Origin of the sequence: Kribbella sp. NBC_00709 (genome assembly GCF_036226565.1) — a bacterium.
Lineage (GTDB): Bacteria > Actinomycetota > Actinomycetes > Propionibacteriales > Kribbellaceae > Kribbella.
In genome coordinates this window covers 7170466-7190169 of sequence record NZ_CP108996.1, presented here as the reverse complement: position 1 = coordinate 7190169, position 19704 = coordinate 7170466, and the positions used below count along the sequence as shown (strand labels likewise).

The 19704-nt window shown below is 68.3% G+C and carries 21 protein-coding genes; 8 read left to right on the top strand and 13 right to left on the bottom strand.

Features of this window, described 5'->3' with window-relative positions; translation table 11 throughout:
- The first annotated feature begins 5 nt into the window (after positions 1-5).
- The gene (locus OHA18_RS35120) at positions 6-236 is read left to right on the top strand and encodes a DUF7455 domain-containing protein (RefSeq protein ID WP_328999666.1); all 231 of its coding nucleotides are present in this window, start codon (positions 6-8) and stop codon (positions 234-236) included.
- A gap of 94 nt (positions 237-330) precedes the next feature.
- Here the strand turns inward: OHA18_RS35120 and yczR are convergent, their stop codons facing one another.
- Positions 331-1806 (bottom strand): aminotransferase-like domain-containing protein, encoded by a 1476-nt coding sequence (yczR, locus tag OHA18_RS35115; RefSeq protein WP_328999665.1) that lies wholly within the window; start codon positions 1804-1806, stop codon positions 331-333.
- 54 nt (positions 1807-1860) lie between these two features.
- Between yczR and OHA18_RS35110 the strand changes: the two genes are divergently transcribed.
- Positions 1861-2484, top strand: a complete 624-nt coding sequence (locus OHA18_RS35110; RefSeq protein ID WP_328999664.1) for a LysE family translocator — start codon at positions 1861-1863, stop codon at positions 2482-2484.
- Here OHA18_RS35110 and OHA18_RS35105 read toward each other — a convergent pair.
- Positions 2442-4454, bottom strand: coding sequence for an amylo-alpha-1,6-glucosidase (locus OHA18_RS35105; protein ID WP_328999663.1), 2013 nt, complete (start codon positions 4452-4454; stop codon positions 2442-2444). The genes OHA18_RS35110 and OHA18_RS35105 overlap by 43 nt on opposite strands.
- Before the next feature lie 41 nt (positions 4455-4495).
- Here OHA18_RS35105 and OHA18_RS35100 point away from each other — a divergent pair, with 41 nt between their 5' ends.
- The 4 genes from OHA18_RS35100 to OHA18_RS35085 all read left to right on the top strand — a co-directional run bounded on the left by OHA18_RS35100 (position 4496) and on the right by OHA18_RS35085 (position 7915).
- A complete protein-coding gene (locus OHA18_RS35100; protein WP_328999662.1) occupies positions 4496-4981 on the top strand; it encodes a DUF456 domain-containing protein in 486 nt (161 codons plus the stop codon).
- 111 nt (positions 4982-5092) lie between these two features.
- The gene (locus OHA18_RS35095) at positions 5093-5620 is read left to right on the top strand and encodes a DUF5666 domain-containing protein (protein ID WP_328999661.1); all 528 of its coding nucleotides are present in this window, start codon (positions 5093-5095) and stop codon (positions 5618-5620) included.
- Between the two features lie 85 nt (positions 5621-5705).
- The gene (locus OHA18_RS35090) at positions 5706-6407 is read left to right on the top strand and encodes a response regulator transcription factor (protein WP_328999660.1); all 702 of its coding nucleotides are present in this window, start codon (positions 5706-5708) and stop codon (positions 6405-6407) included.
- Positions 6407-7915, top strand: a complete 1509-nt coding sequence (locus OHA18_RS35085) for a sensor histidine kinase (protein ID WP_328999659.1) — start codon at positions 6407-6409, stop codon at positions 7913-7915. The genes OHA18_RS35090 and OHA18_RS35085 overlap by 1 nt, the downstream gene beginning before the upstream one ends.
- Before the next feature lie 77 nt (positions 7916-7992).
- Here OHA18_RS35085 and ppk2 read toward each other — a convergent pair whose 3' ends face one another.
- Both ppk2 and OHA18_RS35075 read right to left on the bottom strand, forming a co-directional pair.
- Positions 7993-8901: a polyphosphate kinase 2 gene (gene ppk2, locus OHA18_RS35080; protein WP_328999658.1), complete on the bottom strand. Its 909-nt coding sequence runs from the start codon at positions 8899-8901 to the stop codon at positions 7993-7995.
- Between the two features lie 43 nt (positions 8902-8944).
- Positions 8945-9571 (bottom strand): class I SAM-dependent methyltransferase, encoded by a 627-nt coding sequence (locus OHA18_RS35075; RefSeq protein ID WP_328999657.1) that lies wholly within the window; start codon positions 9569-9571, stop codon positions 8945-8947.
- Between the two features lie 142 nt (positions 9572-9713).
- Between OHA18_RS35075 and OHA18_RS35070 the strand changes: the two genes are divergently transcribed.
- The gene (locus tag OHA18_RS35070; protein ID WP_328999656.1) at positions 9714-10523 is read left to right on the top strand and encodes a phosphotransferase; all 810 of its coding nucleotides are present in this window, start codon (positions 9714-9716) and stop codon (positions 10521-10523) included.
- Here OHA18_RS35070 and OHA18_RS35065 read toward each other — a convergent pair.
- The gene (locus OHA18_RS35065) at positions 10516-12003 is read right to left on the bottom strand and encodes an MFS transporter (RefSeq protein WP_328999655.1); all 1488 of its coding nucleotides are present in this window, start codon (positions 12001-12003) and stop codon (positions 10516-10518) included. The genes OHA18_RS35070 and OHA18_RS35065 overlap by 8 nt on opposite strands.
- Before the next feature lie 118 nt (positions 12004-12121).
- On the opposite strand from OHA18_RS35065, the gene OHA18_RS35060 reads away from it, so the two are divergent.
- Positions 12122-12853 (top strand): TetR/AcrR family transcriptional regulator, encoded by a 732-nt coding sequence (locus OHA18_RS35060; protein ID WP_328999654.1) that lies wholly within the window; start codon positions 12122-12124, stop codon positions 12851-12853.
- Between the two features lie 30 nt (positions 12854-12883).
- Here OHA18_RS35060 and OHA18_RS35055 read toward each other — a convergent pair whose 3' ends face one another.
- The 8 genes from OHA18_RS35055 to OHA18_RS35020 form a co-directional block, all read right to left on the bottom strand.
- A complete protein-coding gene (locus tag OHA18_RS35055) occupies positions 12884-13939 on the bottom strand; it encodes a Gfo/Idh/MocA family protein (RefSeq protein ID WP_328999653.1) in 1056 nt (351 codons plus the stop codon).
- A 1-nt stretch (position 13940) separates the two neighbouring features.
- Positions 13941-14783 (bottom strand): sugar phosphate isomerase/epimerase family protein, encoded by an 843-nt coding sequence (locus tag OHA18_RS35050; protein WP_328999652.1) that lies wholly within the window; start codon positions 14781-14783, stop codon positions 13941-13943.
- Positions 14784-14795: 12 nt separating this feature from the next.
- A complete protein-coding gene (locus tag OHA18_RS35045; RefSeq protein ID WP_328999651.1) occupies positions 14796-15965 on the bottom strand; it encodes an ROK family transcriptional regulator in 1170 nt (389 codons plus the stop codon).
- A gap of 75 nt (positions 15966-16040) precedes the next feature.
- Entirely contained in the window at positions 16041-16718 is a 678-nt protein-coding gene (locus OHA18_RS35040; RefSeq protein ID WP_328999650.1) for a YidC/Oxa1 family membrane protein insertase, read from the bottom strand.
- A 45-nt stretch (positions 16719-16763) separates the two neighbouring features.
- On the bottom strand, positions 16764-17024 hold the full coding sequence (locus tag OHA18_RS35035) for a DUF6412 domain-containing protein (RefSeq protein ID WP_328999649.1): 261 nt from the start codon (positions 17022-17024) through the stop codon (positions 16764-16766).
- A 4-nt stretch (positions 17025-17028) separates the two neighbouring features.
- Entirely contained in the window at positions 17029-18345 is a 1317-nt protein-coding gene (locus OHA18_RS35030) for an RNA polymerase sigma factor (protein ID WP_328999648.1), read from the bottom strand.
- A gap of 274 nt (positions 18346-18619) precedes the next feature.
- A complete protein-coding gene (locus tag OHA18_RS35025; RefSeq protein ID WP_328999647.1) occupies positions 18620-19240 on the bottom strand; it encodes an HhH-GPD-type base excision DNA repair protein in 621 nt (206 codons plus the stop codon).
- 1 nt (position 19241) lies between these two features.
- On the bottom strand, positions 19242-19670 hold the full coding sequence (locus tag OHA18_RS35020; protein WP_328999646.1) for a universal stress protein: 429 nt from the start codon (positions 19668-19670) through the stop codon (positions 19242-19244).
- Positions 19671-19704 lie beyond the last annotated feature (34 nt).

Sequence of the window (19704 nt, the reverse complement as noted above, 5' to 3'; positions counted from 1 at the left end):
CCTCAATGACTACAGCACTCGCCCCGAGTTCGGCCCTGTCGGCCGCGGATCGTTGTGACCGCTGCGGTGCGCAGGCCTACGTCCGAGTCACCCTGACCAGCGGTGGGGAGCTACTCTTCTGCGCCCACCACGGCCGGGAGCACTCGGAGAAGCTGCGCGACATCGCGATCACGATCCACGACGAGACCGGTCGGCTCCAGACGACCCCAACGGTCGCCGCGGAAGAAGAGCGGTAACCCCCACAGGCGGTTCAAAACGCGCCAACGGCGGCGCCAAAGTCATAAAGGCTTCGATGGCGGTTCACCCGGACGGGTGACCGCCATCCTTCCTTTACACGACAGGTACTCCGGGCCCGGGGCCGTGCCGCCGCAGTTCTTGCCAGGCGCGCGCCAGCCGGGCGACCGCATCATCAAGCACTTGTTCCGAGTAGGCGAACGGCACCCGTAGGTAGTCGTCGTGCGAGCCGGACGGATCCATCGCCTGACCGGCCACCACCTCGACGCCGTGCCGCAACGCGACCTGGGCGAACACGCGCGCGTCGGTGTCCGGCAGCCGGATCCACAGCGCGGACCCGCCGACCGGCACCGACCACTCCCAGTCCGGTAGTCGCTCGGTCAGCAACTGCCCCATCAGCTTCTTCCGCGCCGTCGCCAACCGCGCCCGGGTCGCCGTCAGCTCCGTCAGTCGCGGCAGCAACCGCGCCGTGAGCGCCTGATCGATCAACGGACTGCCCAGATCGGCCAGTGCCTTGTGCCTGGCCAGCCGTTCCGACAACGGCCGCGACGCACGGATCCAGCCGATCCGCAGCCCACCCCAGACCGCCTTCGACACCGACCCGATCGTCAGGACCTCGGCATCGTCCGGCGAGTAGGCCGCCAACGGCGGCGGGATCGCCGGCCCGGACGGATCCCAGGCGGAGTACGCGTTGTCCTCGACCACCACGACCCCGTGCCGCGCGGCGAGTTCGGCGACCTGCCGACGACGGTTGGCCGACATCAGCCGGCCGGTCGGATTGTGGAACGTCGGCATCACGAACAACATCGCCGGCTGGTGCTCGGCGAACACCGCAGCCAGCAGGTCCGGCCGGATCCCGGCATCGTCCAGCGGTACGCCGACCACCCGCCCGCCGGCCGCGCCGAACAGGTCGAAGCAGCCCGGCCAGCTGGGCTGCTCGATCGCAACCGCCGCGCCGTTGCGCAGGTACATCTGCGTCACCAAGGCGATCGCCTGATGCGCACCGGTCGTCACGACGATCTCGTCCGGTGACGTCGGCAGTCCGGAGTCGGTGAAGTGATCGGCGATCCGCTCCCGCAGTACCGGCAGGCCGCGCGGGTGGTAGCCGACATCGCCGAGCAGTGCGGGCAGCTCGGTGGACGCCAGGTCGATCAGCTCGGAGGAGAGTTCGGGCAGCCCAGGATCGACGGCGTACGTCAGTGAGATGACTTCGCCGGGGCCGACCGTGATCCGGTGGAACAGCGACTCGCCGTACCCGGTGGGCATCCGCTTGTCCGCTCGTGAACGACCACGTCCGGCCGCGCGCGCCACCGTCGTACCGCTGCCGCGGCGGCTCTCGACCAGTCCGCGGGCACGGAGTTCGTCGTACGCCGCGACGACCGTCGAGCGACTGATCGCGAGCGATTCGGCCAGCCGGCGTTCGGCGGGCAGGCGGGCGCCGACCGGGAGCTCGGCGGATCCGATCAGCGCGGCGATCTCGTCGGCGAGCTGCCGGTACAGGCCGCCGGAGCGTGCCGTCAGCCGGTGGCCGATCAGGTGAGCCAGCGCAATGCGGTCTCCAGAACGGTCCACTTCTCCCCCAATTGGCTCGGGTGGACTGCTTCTCGCGCCGCCAGGCTAGTCCGCATGGGAATCGGACAGGTGCTGGGGTTCGGCGGCGCGACGATGGTGCTGGTCGGGATGCCGGGGCCGAACAACCTGTACATCTCGCTGCGCAGCCTCACCCAGGGACGCCGCGCCGGCTTGGTCTCCGCGCTCGCCATCGAGACCGGGACGCTCGTCTACATCGTCGTCACGGCCCTCGGCCTGGCCGCGGTGGTGCAGGCCTCCCCGGTGCTGTTCACCGCGATCACCGTCACCGGCGCGCTGTATCTCGCCTACCTGGGCATCAAGACGCTCAGGGCGTCGTCCGCCGAGCTGAACGGTCTTGCGCCCGCACCCTTGGGGCGGGTGTTCCGCGACGGGGTCGTGGTCAACCTGCTCAACCCCAAGGCCGCGCTCTTCTTCCTCGCGTTCCTCCCGCAGTTCACCACCCGCGGCGCCGGACCCGATCAGCTCCGCACCGAGATGCTGCTGCTCGGCGTCGGCGCGATGCTGATCGGCCTCACCTTCGACCTCTGCTACGCCGTCGGCGCCGATGCGATCGGACGACGCTTCCGATCGGTGCGTACGACGGGCCGCGGACGGAACCTGGTCGTCGCGACGATCTACCTCGGACTGTCGGCGTTCGCCCTGATCACCGCACTCTGAGGCGCTTCAAGGATGGTCAGCTCGTCGCCGTCGAGGCGCACGGACAACGTCTCGCCGCCGACCCGCAAGCCCCTGACCTCGAGGGCGTTCCAGGGCATCGACTCCGCGGGGTTGATGATCAGGGTTCCGCCCGGCACGTCCGGCTCGATCCCGAGAGCGGCGACGAGTACGGCGACCGCGGATGCGGCGGCCCAGGCCTGCGGACGGCACGACAGCGGGTACGGCGTCGGCGTGGTCTCCTCGCTCGTCCCGCGGCCGCCGTACAACTCCGGAAGCCGGTAGCCGAATCCCTCCGCGGCACGGATCAGGCCCTCGACGTAGGACGAGGCGACGTCTGACTGGCCGGTCGCGAACAGGCCCTGGACCGTCATCGCGGTGTCGTGCGGCCAGACGCTGCCGGTGTGGTAGCCGAGCGGGTTGAAGCGGGTCATTGCCGTGGACAACGTTCGCAGCCCGAAGCCGCTGTTCAGGTCGGCGCCGGCGAGGACGTCTGCGACCACCTGCTCCTCGTCCGCGTCGAGCAGACCGGTGCCGAGCAGGTGGCCCATGTTCGACGCTCGGCCGACGACCGGGTTCTTCGCGCCGTCGAGTGCGATCGCCGGGTAGCCGTCGACCCAGAACGTCTTGCGGAAGCGCTCCTGCAGCGCGACGGCCCATTCGCGCCATTCGTCACCGGATTCGCCGTGGGCCTCGAGCAGTTCGGCGCCCTTCACCGCGGCTGCGTAGGCATAGCCCTGCACCTCGCACAACGCGATCGGTGCCGTCGCGAGCGTGCCGTCGGGCCACTGGACCGCGTCGGCGGAGTCCTTCCAGCCTTGGTTGGCCAAGCCATGACCGGACTCGTCGATGTACTCGAGGAAGCCGTCGCCGTCCGGGTCGGCGTACTCCTTCATCCACGTGAGCGCGCGCTGCAGGTTCGGCAGCAGGTCTCGAACCTCGTCGGCGGGCATGCCCCAGCGCCACGCCTTGTGCAACGTCATGATCCACAGCTCGGTCGCGTCGTGCGTGCCGTAGTACGCCGCAGGGAGGACCAGGCCGCCACCGTGATCGGCGACCTCGGCTCGCAGCTCGTGCGGGATCTTGCCGGGCTGTTCGGCAGATCCGGCGTCGACCTTCGTACCCTGCCAGGCGGCCAGCGCTCGCAGCGTGCCTGCAGCCAGTTCCGGGTCGACCGGGATCAGCATGCCGGACGAGATCAGCGAGTCGCGGCCGAAGAGCGTGAGGTACCAGGGCGGGCCGGCGCCGAGGTAGCGGTTGTCGTCGGCTGCCAACTGGAGCGCGCCGATGTCCTCCAGCGAGCGGTCCAGCCAACGGTCGACCCGCTTGTCGTCGCAGTGGACGGTGACGTCGTACGGCGTGCGCTCGGCGGGCGGCTCGATCGAGAACCCGGTGGTCGACTTCGGGAAATCGGCGGCGACGCGCAGGGTGATCGTGAACTCCTCCCCCGGCTCCAGCCGCGGCGTCGCCGAGAAAGCGGGATCGGCGGTAACGACGACGCGGGTGTCGTCGCGCTCCCAGCGGGTGCGGCCGGGGCCGTCCGGGAGCGGCGTAATCTGCGGCAGGCTCGTGGCGGCGCCGCTGCGGACCGCGGCCGTGCCGGCCAGATCGGTGCCGAGGGCAACATCCAGCCGGCCCTCGATCGCCGAGCGGGAGCGGTTCACCAGCGTGATCTGCTCGGTCAGGCCGTCGTCGTGGATCATGCGGGTCCGGTACAGCATCACAGTCGGGTCGTGCCTGGTGTCGCCGAGTCCTTCGACCATCGCGACGTACTGATGGGTGGCTGCGTCCCGCTCGTCGACGTGCACCGGAATCGGTTCGCGGCCGTCGACGGTGACGCTCAGCAGCGACAGGATCCGGCGGTCCCGCGCGTACACCCCCTCGGCGCCGGAGCCGGTGAGCTGACCGGATCGGGGCGAGAGAACCACCCAGGGAGCGGCGAGCGCGGTGACCAATTCGTGCAACTGGGACATGTCTTCACCCTAAGGGGCTCGCTGTGCGGCAGAGTGTGGGTGTGGAAACTGGTGTGACCGTGCTGGTCGGGATCGCGATCTTCGTCGGGATCGTGGGCATTGTCGTGCCGATCCTGCCCGGCGCGATCCTCAGTCTGGCGGCGATCCTGGTCTGGGCGATCGTCGAGCGCAGTGCGACCGGGTGGATCGTGTTCGCGATCACCGTGGTCCTGATCGGTGCCAGTCAGGTGGTCAAGTACGTCGTACCGGAGCGCCGGCTTCGCGAAGCCGGAGTACCGCGCCGCTCGATGGTGATCGGGGTCCTGCTCGGGATCGTCGGGTTCTTCGTGATCCCGGTGGTCGGCATGTTCATCGGCTTCCCGGTCGGCGTCTACCTGTCCGAGCTGCAGCGGCTGCACACGCACGCGGCCGCGTGGACGTCGACCAAGCACGCGCTCCGCGAGACCGGGGTATCGATTCTGATCGAGCTCATCGGCACCTCCCTGGCCGCTGCCCTCTGGCTGATCGCAGTCCTCTTCATCGTCTGATTGCCAGCTGATTCTCAGCCGCAGCGGAGCTTCGTCTCAGTTCCGCGGAGCAGTGTGGAAAGAACCAGTGCCGGCTGACGGCTTGGCACGCAGTACGGAAGGCGCAGCAGGATGAAGCTTTCGCAGAAGCGATGGCGGCTGATCGGGACCGTGGCCGCCGTTGCCGCGACGACCACCGCCGGCGGGGTCGCCTGGGCGGCGACCAACGCGGATCCGACGCCGTCGCCCTCGGCGTCACCATCTACACCAGGGCCGCAGCAGAAGCCCGACCGGCCCGGCAAGGGCGGCTTCGGGCCGCGCGGTGAGTTCGGGATGGGCGGTGCGTTGCACGGCGAGTTCGTCGTACCGAAGGACGGCGGCGGCTATCAGACCGTCGCGACGCAGCGTGGGTCGGTGACCGCGGTCAGCAAGGACTCCATCACGCTCAAGAGCGACGACGGCTACAGCCGGACGTACAAGGTCGACGCCGAGACCCTGGTGAACTCGGCCCGGGACGGCATCTCGTCGATCAAGACCGGCAGCACCGTGACCGTGAGCGCTGTGGTGGCGGACAACACCGCGACCGCGACCATGATCAACGACGGCTCCGCCCGCGACGCGGCCGGGCAGAAGTGGGGCTTCAAGCACGGACCACGCTGAGTAGTCATAGCGGCTCCTGACGACTCACAGGTGATTGCCAGGAAGCTTCCAGGGTTCACATGGGTACTGGCGGCACACTGTCAGCATGAGTCCGCATCTGCTGGTGGTCGACGACGAGCCGAACATTGTCGAGCTGCTGTCCGCGAGTCTGCGTTTCGCCGGGTACGACGTGAGCACGGCGACCCACGGCGCCGAGGCGCTGCGCAAGGCGCGTGACGTGGAGCCCGACCTGGTGGTGCTCGACGTGATGATGCCCGGGCTGGACGGGTTCGAGGTAGTCCGTCGGCTACGCGGTGAGGACCGGCATGTGCCGGTGCTGTTCCTGACCGCCCGGGACGCCGTCGAGGACAAGGTGCTCGGGCTGCAGACCGGTGGCGACGACTACGTCACCAAGCCGTTCAGCCTCGACGAGCTGGTCGCTCGGGTGCGCGCCCTGCTCCGTCGGTCCGGTCACCGCGAGCAGACCGCGACCGAGGCCGCCGTACTGCGGTATGCGGACCTGGAGCTGAACGAGGACAGCTACGAGGTGTTCAAGGCCGGTCAGGCCGTCCAGCTGTCGCTGACCGAGTTCAAGCTGCTGCGCTGCCTGCTGGAGAACGCCGAGCGGGTCATGTCGAAGGGCCAGATCCTCTCCGCCGTGTGGAACTACGACTTCGCCGGCGATGCGGGCGTGGTCGAGTCGTACATGTCGTACCTGCGCCGTAAGGTCGACACCGGCGACCAGAAGCTGCTCCACACCGTCCGCGGGGTCGGCTACGTCCTGCGCACCCCGCGAGGCCCCAACTGATGCAACTGACCCACCGACGGCTCGCCGATCGGTACCCGTTGCGCGTCACCATCGTCGTGGTCCTGCTGGCGCTGGTGGTGGTTGCTCTGGGGGCGTCCGGCGTACTGGCGACCACGATCATGCGCGGGTACCTGATCGACCGCGTCGACGAGCAGCTGCAGCAGACCGCCGTACCGCTGTCGCACGTCCAGCCCGATCGGCGTCCACTCCCGCCAGGTGCCGGACCTGGGCGGCGGCAGTTGCCGAGTCAGTTCGTGGTGCAGTTCAACGACTCCGAGGGGACGAGCGACAACGGACCGGTTGGGTCGCGGCTGGCCGAGAACAGCCCGGAGCCGTTGCCGAAGCTGCCGACGCTCAACCTGAACCAGGTCCGGGCACTCGATGGGAAGTCGTTCAACGTCGGCGCCACGTCCGGCGGCGCGACCTGGCGAGTGCTGGCGGTGCCGACCGATGACGACCAGGGATCGGTCATGGTGGCGCAGAGCCTGAAGGAAATGGACCACACGATCCAGCGGCTCGTCGGGATCCAGGCGGCCGCCGGAGTCATCCTGCTGATCCTGCTGGCCGGCGTCGGGACCTACGTCGTACGGCGGAGTCTGCGCGGACTCGAGGACGTCGAGCACACCGCCGTCGCGATCGCCGGCGGCGACCTGAGCCGACGGGTACCGCAGCGGGATCCGCGGACCGAGGTCGGGCGGCTGTCGCTCGCGCTGAACCAGATGCTCGGGCAGATCGAGACCGCGTTCGCGCAGCGCACCGCCTCGGAGTTCGCCGCTCGACGATCCGAGGATGCGGCGCGGCAGTCGGAAGAGGCCGCACGTCAGTCCGAGGATCGGATGCGGCGGTTCGTGGCGGATGCGTCGCACGAGCTGCGTACGCCGTTGACGTCGATCCGCGGGTTTGCGGAGTTGTCGCGGCAGCGCGGTGATGTGACGGACTCTGACACCATGCGCCGCATCGAGGACGAGGCCAAACGGATGGGCCTGCTCGTCGACGACCTGCTGTTGCTGGCTCGACTGGATCAGCAGCGGCAGTTGCGGATGGAGTCAGTCGACCTGCTCCCGATCGCCGCCGACGCTCTGCACAACGCCCAAGCCGTCCAGCCCGACCGCAACATCTCGCTGCGAATCCTGCCCGACTCAGAGGCCCCGGTGGTCGAAGGCGACGAGGCCCGCCTACGCCAGGTCCTCGGCAACCTGGTCAGCAACGCCCTCCACCACACCCCCGTCGAATCCCCCATCACCGTCTCCGTCGGTACCCGCGGCACGGAGGCAATCCTCGAGGTCAGCGACACGGGCCCCGGCCTGACCGACGAACAAAAGGCCCGAGTCTTCGAACGCTTCTACCGAGCCGACACCGCCCGAACCCGCACCACCGGCGGCTCCGGCCTAGGCCTCTCCATAGTCGCCGCCCTAGTAGCCGCCCACCACGGCCGGGTCACCGTCACGGACAACACCCCCACCGGCACCACCTTCACCATCCACCTCCCGGTCCCCGCCACCCGCTGACGCCACCGCTGAGGTGCTAGGAGGGTTTTGCTGCGATAGCCGCCAGAAACCCTCCAGCTACGCGCCGAAAAGTCTCCTCAGAGGGCGGGGAAGGCGCGGTTGGCCGTTTCGCCGTGCTCGAGGACCTGGGCGGCGGGGCCGAGGATCTTGGGGTCGGGGGCGCCGACGAGTTCGTGGTCCTTGTCGGTGTAGTCGTACAGGCTCAGGACGTGGCGCATCGCTTCCAGGCGGGCGCGTTTCTTGTCGTTGCTCTTCACCACCGTCCACGGGGCGTGCGGCGTGTCGGTGTAGTGGAACATCGCCTCTTTGGCCTCGGTGTACGCCGCCCACTTGTCGAGGGACGCGAGGTCGGTCGGGGACAGTTTCCACTGCCGGACCGGGTCGATCTGGCGGATCGTGAAGCGGGTCTGCTGTTCGGCCTGCGACACGGAGAACCACAGCTTGACGAGCAGGATCCCGGACCGGACCAGCATCCGCTCGAACTCCGGCGCCTGCCGCATGAACTCCTCGTACTGGTCCTGCGAGCAGTAACCCATCACGTGCTCGACGCAGGCGCGGTTGTACCAGGACCGGTCGAACATCGTGATCTCACCGGCCGCCGGCAGGTGCGCGACGTACCGCTGGAAGTACCACTGCGTCTGCTCGCGTTCGGTCGGCTTCTCGAGCGCGACGATGCTCGCGCCGCGCGGGTTCAGGTGTTCCATGAACCGCTTGATCGTCCCGCCCTTGCCTGCCGCGTCGCGTCCCTCGAACACGATCACCATCCGTTGCTTGGACCGCTTGACCCAGTACTGCAGCTTCAGCAGTTCGATCTGGAGCAGCCGCTTGTCCCGGTCGTAGATCTCCCGCGGCAGCCGTTCGCCGTACGGATAACCCTCACGCCAGGTGTCTACCGGCGTACCGTCGGCACGCAGCAGCACCGGGTCGTCGTCCTCCTCGTCCAGCACGCGGAAGCCGAGCTCTTGCACCAGATCGGGCGTGTTCATAACGACAGACTCAGCCCCCATCATGACGTGCGGGTGAACAGCCTCAGCGGCGTCGGAGCTTGACCGTGCAGTCGCGGCGGTTGATCAGCTCACCGTCGCGCATCACCTGCGCTCGGTCATGCACACGACCAACCAGCGTATCCCATTCGCCGTCCGGTAGGTCGAGGCCGGCGATCACCTCGTCAGGGGTCGGGAAGTGGATGTCGGGGTGCGGGTTGTGTTCGCCCGGCGGGAACCCCAGGTGTCCCTCGATCAGCAGTACTCCGCCCGACGCGACGACGGCGGCCGCCGCGCGCAGGATGGCGTCCCGCGGCAGCTCGGTCTTGGAGTGCAGGAACTGGACCGACACGAGATCGAACTCGCCGTCCGGGAACGACTGCCCCAGCTCGTGCTGCTGCCAGTCGATCCGGCCGTCGACCCCGGCGTCCTTCGCATGCTGCGCAGCCCGGCCCAGCGCGACCGACGAGATATCGACGCCGGTCACTGTCCAGCCCTGTTGCGCGAGCCAGATCGCGTCGGCGCCTTCGCCGCAGCCGAGGTCGAGCGCCCGGCCCGGCGGAAGGTCGGACACCTCGTCGACCAGGACGACGTTCGGCCGGCCGCTCCAGACCTGATCGTGCTCGGCGTAGAACGCGTCCCAGTAGTCCTCGGAAAGTTGCTCGGTTGTCATCTGCCGATGCTGCGTCGGCCCGCCGTCGTTGTGCAAACATCTTTGCCAGGTTGGCAAATCAACTGCCGATAATTCAGGAGAGTCCGGCGAACGCGAGCCCTAGGATCAGGTGCCGGGACCACACTGCGGAATGAGGGCTTGAGTGATCGAGGACGGCGAAGAGATTCCGCTGCTCGGGGGCGACGTGACCGAGGGGCTGGTCCGCGTCGGCGACACGGTACGGCGGCCGCCGGGTGAGCGGGATGAGCTCGTTCGGGACGTGCTGCTGTATCTCGAGAAGGTCGGCTTCGAGGGAGCGCCGCGATACCTCGGCGTCGACTCGGCCGGCCGTCAGACGCTTACGTACGTCGAGGGTGAGGTCGCCGGTCGCCCGCGGCCGTCCTGGATCGCCGACGAGGAGCGGGCGGTCTCGGTCGCTCGCCTGCTGCGTGCGTACCACGATGCCGTCGAAGGATTCGGCATCCCGCAGAATCTGCCCGCGCCGATCGAGCCGGCCGGGCTACCACAGCTCGCCGATACGCCGGAGCTGGTCGGGCATCAGGACGTCACGCCGGAGAACGTCATCTTCCGCGACGGCCGCGCGTACGCGCTGATCGACTTCGACCTGGCGCGACCTGTGAGCCGGGCGGCCGAGGTGGTCAATCTGATGCTGTGGTGGGCGCCGTTCGGTGACGAGGTCGATCTCGATCCGAAGCTCCGAGGCCTCGACCAACCGCGCCGCTGCCGCCTCCTCGCCGACGCCTACGGTCTCTCGGATCCAGACCGCCGCCGGTTGATGGACCTCGCGATCGGCCGCGACCAGCGCACCTGGCACACGATGAAGTACCGCGCGGAGACTCTCGGCGGCGGCTGGCAGCGGATGTGGAGCGATGGGGTCGGCGACCTGATCCGGCGTCGCCAGGTCTGGCTCGAGGAGTACGCCGACCCCATCACCACTGCCCTGCTCAGTTGACCGCGACGACCTCGTCGACGGGCTCGTCGGCGGTCTTCTTGTCACGCAGGAGGACGAAGGCCAGGACCGCCGATCCCAGGACCGCAATTCCGCTCGCGATGAACGTCCCGGACATCGCGTGCACAAACGACACCTTCGCGACCTGGGCGAGGCCCATGTCCCCAGTGCTGCCTGCGACAGCCAGCGCCTCGCCGATCGAACGCCGGGCCGCCGCGGGCGCCGAGCCCGGCATCGCCGAAGTGAATCCACTAGCCAGCGCACTACCAAGGATCGCGATCCCAAGCGCCGCCCCAGCCTGCTGTACGGCGTCGTTCAACGCCGAACCGACACCCGCATGCTCCTGCGGTACGGCGCCCATCAGCGCCGTGGTCGCCGCGGGCTGAGCCAGTCCCCCACCCGCTCCGATCACCAGCAGCGCCAACGCCACCATGCCGAACCCGTCCGTCGCCGACAGCCTGGACAGGACCCCGAAGCCGCCGGCCAGGACGACCAGCCCGATCACGGTCATTGGCCGGTTGCCGATCTTCTGTCCGAGCGTCGCACCCAGACCGTTCACGACGATCACCGCGACCGCCATCGGCGCCATGGCGAGACCCGCGTGCGTCGGCGAGTACCCGAGCACGAACTGCAGGTACTGCGTCAACGCCAGGATCAGACCGCCGTTTCCGATCTGCACGAGCACCAGCGACAGGCTTCCGCCACTGAAGTTCCGGTCCCGGAACAGCGCGAGCGGAACCATCGGCACCGGCGTGTGCAGCTCCCAGACGATGAAGGCAGTCAGCCCGGCCACTGCGATCACCAGCGCCGGCCAGGACACGCCGCGCTCCGGCAGCTCGATGATCACCCACACCAGCGAGGTCAGCCCCACGATCGAGAGCAGCGCGCCGAGCGGGTCCGGCTTCCGCCACGGACCCTTGGACTCCGGCATCCAGACCAGCGCGGCCACGATCGCCAGCGCGACCACCGGCACGTTGACCAGGAACACCGAGCCCCACCAGAACTCCGCGATCAGCGCGCCGCCCATCACCGGACCGCCGATCAGCCCGATCATCAGCACTGAGCTCCAGATCGACATCGCCTTGCGCCGTTCCTCGTCGTCGAACACCGTGATCAGGATCGACAGGGTGCTCGGCATCACCACGGCGCCGCCGATCCCCATCAGCACCCGCCCGGTGATCAGCATCTCCGGACTCCCGGCGTACGTCGCGGCCAGGGACGCCGCACCGAAGATCGCGAGGCCGGCGATCATCACCCGCTTGCGCCCGTACCGGTCCGACAGGCTGCCCGCGGTCAGCAGGAGGCCGGCGAAGACCAGGATGTAGCTGGCGACGATCCACTGGATCTCCTGGGCGGACGCCCCCAGGTCCTCGGTCAGCGCCGGGATCGCCACCATCAGTACGCCGTTGTCCAGCACCAGCACCAGGGTGCTCAGGCAGAGCACGATCAGGATCAGCCACCGACGCGGATGACGATCGGTCATCGCGCACCTCCTCGAGTTTATTGAACGCTGTTCAGCTTGCTTGAACAGTGTGCAATATAGATTGAACACTGGTCAAGTCAACTGCACATCGTTCAAGAGATGCGCTACGATGACGCCCATGGCGACCGAGGAGTACGCGTCCGTCTGGACCCGGCCCAAGCGCGGCCGGCGGCGCGAGCAGCCTGCGCTCACCCAGGAGCAGATCGTTGCGGAGGCGATCAAGCTGCTGGACGCGCACGGCCTGGAGGCGCTGACGATGCGCAAGCTCGGCGCCGCTCTCGGCGCGGTCGCGACGGCGGTCTACTGGCACGTTGCAAACAAAGAGGAGCTGCTCGAGCTCGTCGTCGACGAGGTGTACGGCGAGATCGACGTGCCCGAGGTCGTCGATCCGGCCCGGTGGCGGGACGCAGCGGAGGCGTCGGCGCGCAGTCTGCGCGCGATGATCGTGCGGCACCCGTGGACCGCGCCGACACTCGCGGACGTCGGCATGAACTACCTCGGCCCGAACCTGATGCACGTGTCGGACCGGATGCTCGGGGTCTACCTCGGCGCAGGGTTCGAGCTGATCGAGGCGGACAACGCGTCGAAGACCGTGCTCGGGTTCGTGATCGGGATCGCGTCGGTCGAGGCAGCGACGATCAGCAAGCTGAAGCGCAGCGGCAAGGACATGGCGTCCTGGCAGGCCGAGGTCTGGCCGGCGGCGGTCCGCGCCGCCGAGCCGTACCCACGGATGCGCGCGCTGTACGCGGCCAACAACGGGGCGGACCTCGAAGCAGGCGGCGAGGACACGTTCAGCTACGGCCTCACCCGGATCCTCGACGGTCTCGAGGCCCGGCTGATCCGCGACTGAACGCGCCCTCGCCGTACGGAGTCAGCAGGCTCAGCGGGCGATGGTCACCTCGGCGCCGGCCTTGGCCGACTCGTAGATCGCCGACAGCATCCGGGCCATCTCCAGGCCCTGCTCCGCGGTGGCGTCGGCCGGGATCTCTCGGCGGCAGATCTGCAGGAAGTGGTCGATCTGGTTCGCGAACCCGACCTGGAAATCGAAGCCGAGCGAATCGATCTGCGGCTGCATGTGCAGCAGGGTGTCGTGCCGCTCGGTGATCATCAGCAGTTCGGGCTCGATCTCCGCCCCGCCCTTGGAGCCGTGGATCTTCACACTCGTCGAGTTCCGTGCGTGCAGCGAGTACGACGTGTCCACGTCGAGGACCGCCCCGCCCTCGAAGCGGATCTGCGCGGTCGCGTAGTCCTCGACGTTGTTCACCCGCGTCTCGGACGCGGCCCGGTACCGGGTCAGGTGCTGGATGTTGTCGCGGGCGCCGAGCTTCGAGAACGTCGCGCCCGACACCGAAACCGGCGCGGGCATCCCCATCAGGTACCAGCACAGATCGATGATGTGGACACCCAGGTCGATGAGCGGACCGCCGCCCGAGACCGACACGTCACCGAACCAGCCACCGGGGTTGCCGGCGGCCCGGATGATCGTGGCCCGCGCGGCGTAGATGTCGCCGAACTCGCCCTCGTCCAGGAACCGCTTGGTCACCAGGGCGTTCGGAGCGAATCGGCGTACGTAGCCGATCTGCAGCGCCTGTCCGGTCTCCTTGGTCGCCTGGACCAGCGCTTCGGCCTCGGCGACGTTCACGGACATCGGCTTCTCGACAAGGACGTCCTTGCCGGCCCGCAGCGCCGCCTCGGCGAACTTGGCGTGCAGGAAGTTCGGCACGCAGATGCTCACCGCGTCGACACCGTCGTCGGCCAGGATCTCGTCGACGACATCGGTCGCCTTCGGGACGCCGAACTTGTCGGCCTGCGCCTTGGCGCGCGTCCGGTCGATGTCGCACACGGCGACCAGTTCGGACTGTGGATTCTTCTGGTATGACAGCAGGTGCTGGGTGGCGATGGAGCCCACCCCGATGACAGCAATTCGGGTCGTCATGTCAGGCGGCTCCCGCCAGTCGAAGGATGTTGTTGAGCGAGCGCTCGATGGCGTCCGGGGTCGACTCCAGACCCTCGAACTCCAGGCTCACCGGTACGTCGGGCTTGGTGGCGACCAGCGCCAGCAGGCCGGACAGGTCCACGTCACCGTGGCCGGAGATCGTGCCGAGCAGGTAGTCGCCGGCCAGCGTCTTCAGCCAGCCGTCGCCGGCCGAGCGACGGATGTGGAAGTCCTTGACGCCGATGGAGGCCGCGATGTCGATCAGGCCGGCGGCGGTCTTGCCGGGCACCTCACCGACACAGAGTCCGTTGCCGAGGTCGAGGGTGACCCGGAAGTTCGGGCGATCCACGGCGTGCACGAGACGCGCCAGCCGGTCGCTCCCGTTCATGAAGAAGCCGTGGTTCTCGATCGTCGACACGATGCCGAGCTCGGCGGCGTGGTCCGCGACGGCGCGGCAGCCTTCGACGACCTTCTCGAACGTCGTCTCGAACTCCCCCGGGTCCTGTTCACGCCAGGACCAGGGAGCGACGTCGTGACGGAAGATGCGGGCGCCGAACCGGTGCGCGACGTCCAGTTGCCGGCGGAGCCGGTCGATCTCGTTCTCGTCGGCCGTCCGCAGGTCACCGCTGACCAGGTAGTTCACGATCGGTACGCCGACCTCCTCGGCGTGCTTGGCCGTGTCGCGGACGACGTCCTCGTGCTCCAGGTAGTACTCCCCGTCCAAGCCGGCGATCTCGATATGCCCGGCGGGTGATGCCGCGACCCAGTCCAGAACGGCGATCAGGTCCATCTCGCCGCTGTTCATGAGCCCGCGGAAGCAGTACGAGCTGACTCCTAGCTTCACTTGCTGGTCCTCTCAGTGTGGCAAATGGTCATGAGTGATGCGGTGCCACGGACTCGGGTAGTCCTTGACCCCGTAGATGTCCGAGCCGAACCGGTCGAACGCGTTGCCGACCGCCCCGAGCACCACCGCCTCGCGCCCCAGCGCCGAGGCCACGAACGGTGGACGTTCGGGGAAAACCAGTTCCTTCTCGACCGCAGCCACCAGCGGCCGGAGCAGTACGCCGCTGTCCTGCGCGAGCCCACCCCGTACGACGACGACCTCGGGGTCGACCGTCAGCAACACCGTCGCGATCCGCGCGGCGATCTGCGCGCAGAAGTCCTCGATCTCGGCCTGCGCGCCGGCATCGCCGTTGGCCGCGGCCGTCAGCACTGCCTCACCGGTCGGGTGTGACGCCCAGACCAGCTGCCCTCGTTGTGCGTTGCGGGTCCAGCGCATGCCTCGCTGCGCGCCGAGCTCACCGGCGAGGCGGTGGCGTCCTTGCCGGATCACTCCGTTCAGCACGATCGACACGGACAGCCGTTGACCGATCTGGAGGTAGACGACATCGGAGTACCCGCTCCCGGCGCCGACGCGCTGCTCGGCCAGCGCCGCCAGCTTGATGTCGTTGTCAACGGCAACAGGTTTGCCCAGGTCCGCCGCGACGACATCCGCGATCGGCAGGTCGACGAGCTCGGGCAGCGCGAGGCTGGCGCGGAGGTAGCCGTTCGGCTCGATCACACCGGGCAGCGCGACACCGATCGCGCGCAGGCGCCCGAGGTCGATCGCGCACTTGTCGGCCGCCGCGTGGACGGCGCGCTGGATCAGCTCGGGACTCGGGTCCTGCCGGAGCTCGGTGTAGGCGACGCGCCGGCCGGACAGGTCGCAGATGATGGCGCGTACGCCGCGCGGGCCGAGGTCGACGCCCGCCACCAGACCGGCCTCCCGCGCGAACCGGAACGCCCGTGCGGGGCGGCCCGGTCCGGCGGTCGACGGCTCGGTGGGTTCGACGAGGCCGGCCTCGGTGAGGTCGTCGAGTACGGCGTGCACGGTCGGGCGCGAGAGCCCGGTCCCGGCACTGATGGCGCCAACCGTCAGCGCATCGGCAGCGTTCGCGGTGTCCGCAGCGTCGGCCAGGAAGCGCAGGCAGGCGACCTGATTCGCCGAACGCTCAGCCTGAGCGGCGACTCCTCGTGGTGTGTCCATCGCTCCCAAACCTGTTATGCAACCGGCTTTAATAAAGACGGTAACAGAATGGCTCGAGGGGAGGCAATGGTTTGGTCAGCGGTTGAGGATCGTGCGTTCCACGACGGTCCAGGTGGTTGTGGTCAGCAGGTAGAGGCCGGCGGCCAAAGGCACGAAGGCGGCAGTCAGCAAGGTGCCGTACGGCAGCAGCCGGGCGATGCGCCGAGTGAGCGGTGTCGCTGACGCGTCGAGCTGGCTCAGCTGGAGGCGGGCCGAGAACCAGGCGACAACAGCAAGCAATACCGCAACGACCACGAATGCCGGCGTACCGGCGATGATCGGCCAGTGCACGCCGAGCGGCGCCCCGAGCAGGCTTCCACTGATCAGCTGGTTCGACTCCCCCGCCACCATCGCGTGGGAGAACAGCGTGTACATCAGCCAGAAGAACGGCGCCTGCGCAAGCGTCGGCAGGAATCCGGCGAACAACGTCGTCCCCGACTCTGACTGCAGTTTCGCCACCTCGCGCTGCAGGCGTTCGGGGTTGCCGCGGTGGCGTTCGGTCAACTCCTTCAGCTGCGGCATCAGCACCGCCCGCGCCTTCAGCCCGCGGTGCGCGCGGACACTCAGCGGGACAAGGCACAGACGTACGACGAGGGTGCACAGGACGATCGCGATCACCGCGGCGTACGTTCCGGCGAGCGGCTGGAGAGTTGTGACGAGAGACGTGAGCAAGTGATAGGCACCGGCGACCGGTGCCTCCAGGAAGGAAGGCACTGCAAGACTCCACGAGTGAGAAGGAACAGGGAGCGAGAGAGTTCGCTACCGTCCCGGTGCTCGTGGACGGGCCCGTCCGGCGGCGTCCGGATCACGCAGGAGCAGATACGCCGTACGTCGGGCATTGGCGCGGGTCGCACTGACCCGCGCCGGAATGAGCGAAGCGACCGGGCCACGCGCCGAGGAACGCGCGACCAGGACAAGCGTGAACAGCAAGGCCGCCGCCGTGAACACGGCGGCGGCCAAGGAGGCTGTGTCCAGCGCAGGGATCATCAACGCGAGTGCGCCGGTGATCCACTGCGTCATGGCATCAGTCCAGGTAGTCCCGGAGGACCTGCGAACGCGACGGGTGCCGCAGCTTCGACATCGTCTTGGACTCGATCTGACGGATCCGCTCGCGGGTCACGCCGTACACCTTGCCGATCTCGTCCAGGGTCTTCGGCTGGCCGTCGGTCAGGCCGAAGCGCATCGAGACCACACCGGCCTCGCGCTCGGACAGCGTGTCGAGGACGGCGTGCAGCTGCTCCTGGAGCAGCGTGAACGAGACCGCCTCGGCCGGCACGATCGCCTCGGAGTCCTCGATCAGGTCGCCGAACTCGGAGTCGCCGTCCTCACCGAGCGGAGTGTGCAGGGAGATCGGCTCGCGACCGTACTTCTGCACCTCGATGACCTTCTCCGGGGTCATGTCGAGCTCCTTGGCGAGCTCCTCCGGAGTGGGCTCCCGGCCGAGGTCCTGCAGCATCTGCCGCTGGACACGGGCGAGCTTGTTGATGACCTCGACCATGTGCACCGGGATCCGGATGGTGCGGGCCTGGTCGGCCATCGCGCGGGTGATCGCCTGCCGGATCCACCAGGTGGCGTACGTCGAGAACTTGTAGCCCTTGGTGTAGTCGAACTTCTCCACCGCGCGGATCAGACCGAGGTTGCCCTCCTGGATCAGGTCCAGGAACAGCATGCCGCGGCCGGTGTAGCGCTTGGCCAACGACACCACCAGGCGCAGGTTGGCCTCGAGCAGATGGTTCTTGGCGCGGCGGCCGTCCTCGGAGATCCACTCGTATTCGTCGCGGACCTTGTCCTTGAGCTTGGCGGCCTCGTCGGCGGTCTGCTCCTCGGCGAACAGGCCGGCCTCGATCCGCTTCGCGAGCTCGACCTCCTGCTCGGCGTTCAGCAGCGGGACCTTGCCGATCTGCTTCAGGTAGTCCTTGACCGGGTCCGCGGTGGCACCCGCGACCATCACCTGCTGCTCGGGCTCGTCGGTCTCGTCGGCCTCGGAGACAACGAAGCCCTCGTCCTCGGTGAGCTCCTTCTCCAGGGTCTTGACGGTCTCCGGCTGGAAGTCGGACTCGTCCACCTCGTCGAGCGCGCGCGGCTTGCCGGTCTTCGGGTCGATCGAAAGACCCGCCTCGGACACTGCCTTCTTTGCCGGAGCCTTCTTGGCAGCGGCCTTCTTCGCGGGGATACCGTCCTCCTTGGTGCCGGCGGGCTTCACCGCCGCCTTCTTCGCGGCCGCCTTCTTGGCAGCGGGATCGGTCACTCGGGCGCTGGTCCTCGGAGCCGTGCTCCGGGCCGTGGCGGCCACGGCGCGGGCCGGCTCGGCGGGAAGATTCTCGGACGAGCTGGACGACACGAATTACCTCTCGTCTGACGCAGGGTTTGTACGGCGGTACGACGTTGTGTTGCTGAGTCTGTGAGTACTGCGGTGTGTGGCTGCTCGCTGGTCAGGCGGCGGCAACAGTCCATTGTAATCCGCGAACCAAGGCCACGCGTCGCACGACCCCCCGGAACGGTGCACTCAGGCCCCTGCCGGGCGGGCTTTCCCGCACCGGCAAGGGCCTGATCTGCTCTGTACCTCAAGGGTACGTCGCCGGTCGTCCTTACGCTGAACCGTTATAGGTCTGTGTTCACCCGTTGCGCGTCTGCCGCAGCGGACGCGCCACCACCCGCTGCCGGACGACCTGTTGCTCCTGCTTGAACTGCCGCACCCGCACCAGCGAGGCCACGTCGATCACGTCCGCGACAGACTTGAACGCGCCGTCCTCGCCGTACGGCTCGGATGCCTCGCGCCACCCCCGCGGCCGGACCTTGAGTTGCTTGCCGAGCAGGGCGACGAAGATCTTCGCCTTCTGCGCACCGAAGCCCGGCAGGGCCGACAACCTGGCCAGCAGGTCGTCCCCGGACTTCACATCGGACCACAGCGACGACGCGTTACCGCCGTACTGCTCGTCCAGGTGCTTGGCCAGGGTCTGGATCCGGGCCGCCATCGCGGTCGGGAACCGGTGCACAGCCGGCGGACCGGCCACCACCTCGACGAACGCGTCCGGGTCGTAGTGCGCGACCGTGGACGGGTCGAACGGACCCAGCATCCGCTTCGAGATCGCGACCGGGCCCGCGAACGCGCGCTCCATCGGGATCTGCTGGTCCAGCAACATGCCGACCAGCAAGGCGAACGGGTCTCTGCTCAGCATCTCGTCGGCGTCGGGCTGCTGTGCGAGGCACAATTTTCTGCTGCGTGTCGAAGTCACCTCAGTCCTCCTCCCCCTCAGACAACTCAGGCTCGGCCTTGACGGCGAGCACCGGACACGGCGCATCGAGCAGCACCCGCTGCGCGTTGCTGCCGAGGATGAGCTTGCCGACCGGCGACCGGCGTCGCAGCCCGATGACGATGAACTCCGCATGCACCTGCTCGGCGACGGCCACCAGGTCCTCCGCCGGGTCCAGGCCACGCACCAGCTGCCGCACCTCGTAGGGCACGCCGGTGGAGTCGAGCTGCTCCCGTACTTCCGTCAATGCGGCATCACTCGCCGCAGCCTCGTCGCTGTCGAAGCTGCGTCCGCCCCGGTGCGAGTTCACCACTACGAGCTTGGCGTCGCGTAGCGACGCTTCCTCCGCTGCTCGCCGAAGAGCCGCACGGCCTTCCGCCTTCGGCACATAACCCACGACGATGGTCGTCATCGCCCTGCCTCACCTCCGGGTGTGTGTCGACCCG

Coding starts and splice junctions, on each gene's coding strand:
- OHA18_RS35095 (WP_328999661.1), top strand. CDS start 5,093: ATGAAGCTTTCGCAGAAGCGATGGCGGCTGATCGGGACCGTGGCCGCC.
- OHA18_RS35020 (WP_328999646.1), bottom strand. CDS start 19,670: ATGACGACCATCGTCGTGGGTTATGTGCCGAAGGCGGAAGGCCGTGCG.
- OHA18_RS35055 (WP_328999653.1), bottom strand. CDS start 13,939: ATGACGACCCGAATTGCTGTCATCGGGGTGGGCTCCATCGCCACCCAG.
- OHA18_RS35090 (WP_328999660.1), top strand. CDS start 5,706: ATGAGTCCGCATCTGCTGGTGGTCGACGACGAGCCGAACATTGTCGAG.
- OHA18_RS35045 (WP_328999651.1), bottom strand. CDS start 15,965: ATGGACACACCACGAGGAGTCGCCGCTCAGGCTGAGCGTTCGGCGAAT.
- OHA18_RS35060 (WP_328999654.1), top strand. CDS start 12,122: ATGGCGACCGAGGAGTACGCGTCCGTCTGGACCCGGCCCAAGCGCGGC.
- OHA18_RS35105 (WP_328999663.1), bottom strand. CDS start 4,454: ATGTCCCAGTTGCACGAATTGGTCACCGCGCTCGCCGCTCCCTGGGTG.
- OHA18_RS35120 (WP_328999666.1), top strand. CDS start 6: ATGACTACAGCACTCGCCCCGAGTTCGGCCCTGTCGGCCGCGGATCGT.
- OHA18_RS35035 (WP_328999649.1), bottom strand. CDS start 17,024: ATGACGCAGTGGATCACCGGCGCACTCGCGTTGATGATCCCTGCGCTG.
- OHA18_RS35085 (WP_328999659.1), top strand. CDS start 6,407: ATGCAACTGACCCACCGACGGCTCGCCGATCGGTACCCGTTGCGCGTC.
- OHA18_RS35110 (WP_328999664.1), top strand. CDS start 1,861: ATGGGAATCGGACAGGTGCTGGGGTTCGGCGGCGCGACGATGGTGCTG.
- ppk2 (WP_328999658.1), bottom strand. CDS start 8,901: ATGAACACGCCCGATCTGGTGCAAGAGCTCGGCTTCCGCGTGCTGGAC.
- OHA18_RS35075 (WP_328999657.1), bottom strand. CDS start 9,571: ATGACAACCGAGCAACTTTCCGAGGACTACTGGGACGCGTTCTACGCC.
- OHA18_RS35065 (WP_328999655.1), bottom strand. CDS start 12,003: ATGACCGATCGTCATCCGCGTCGGTGGCTGATCCTGATCGTGCTCTGC.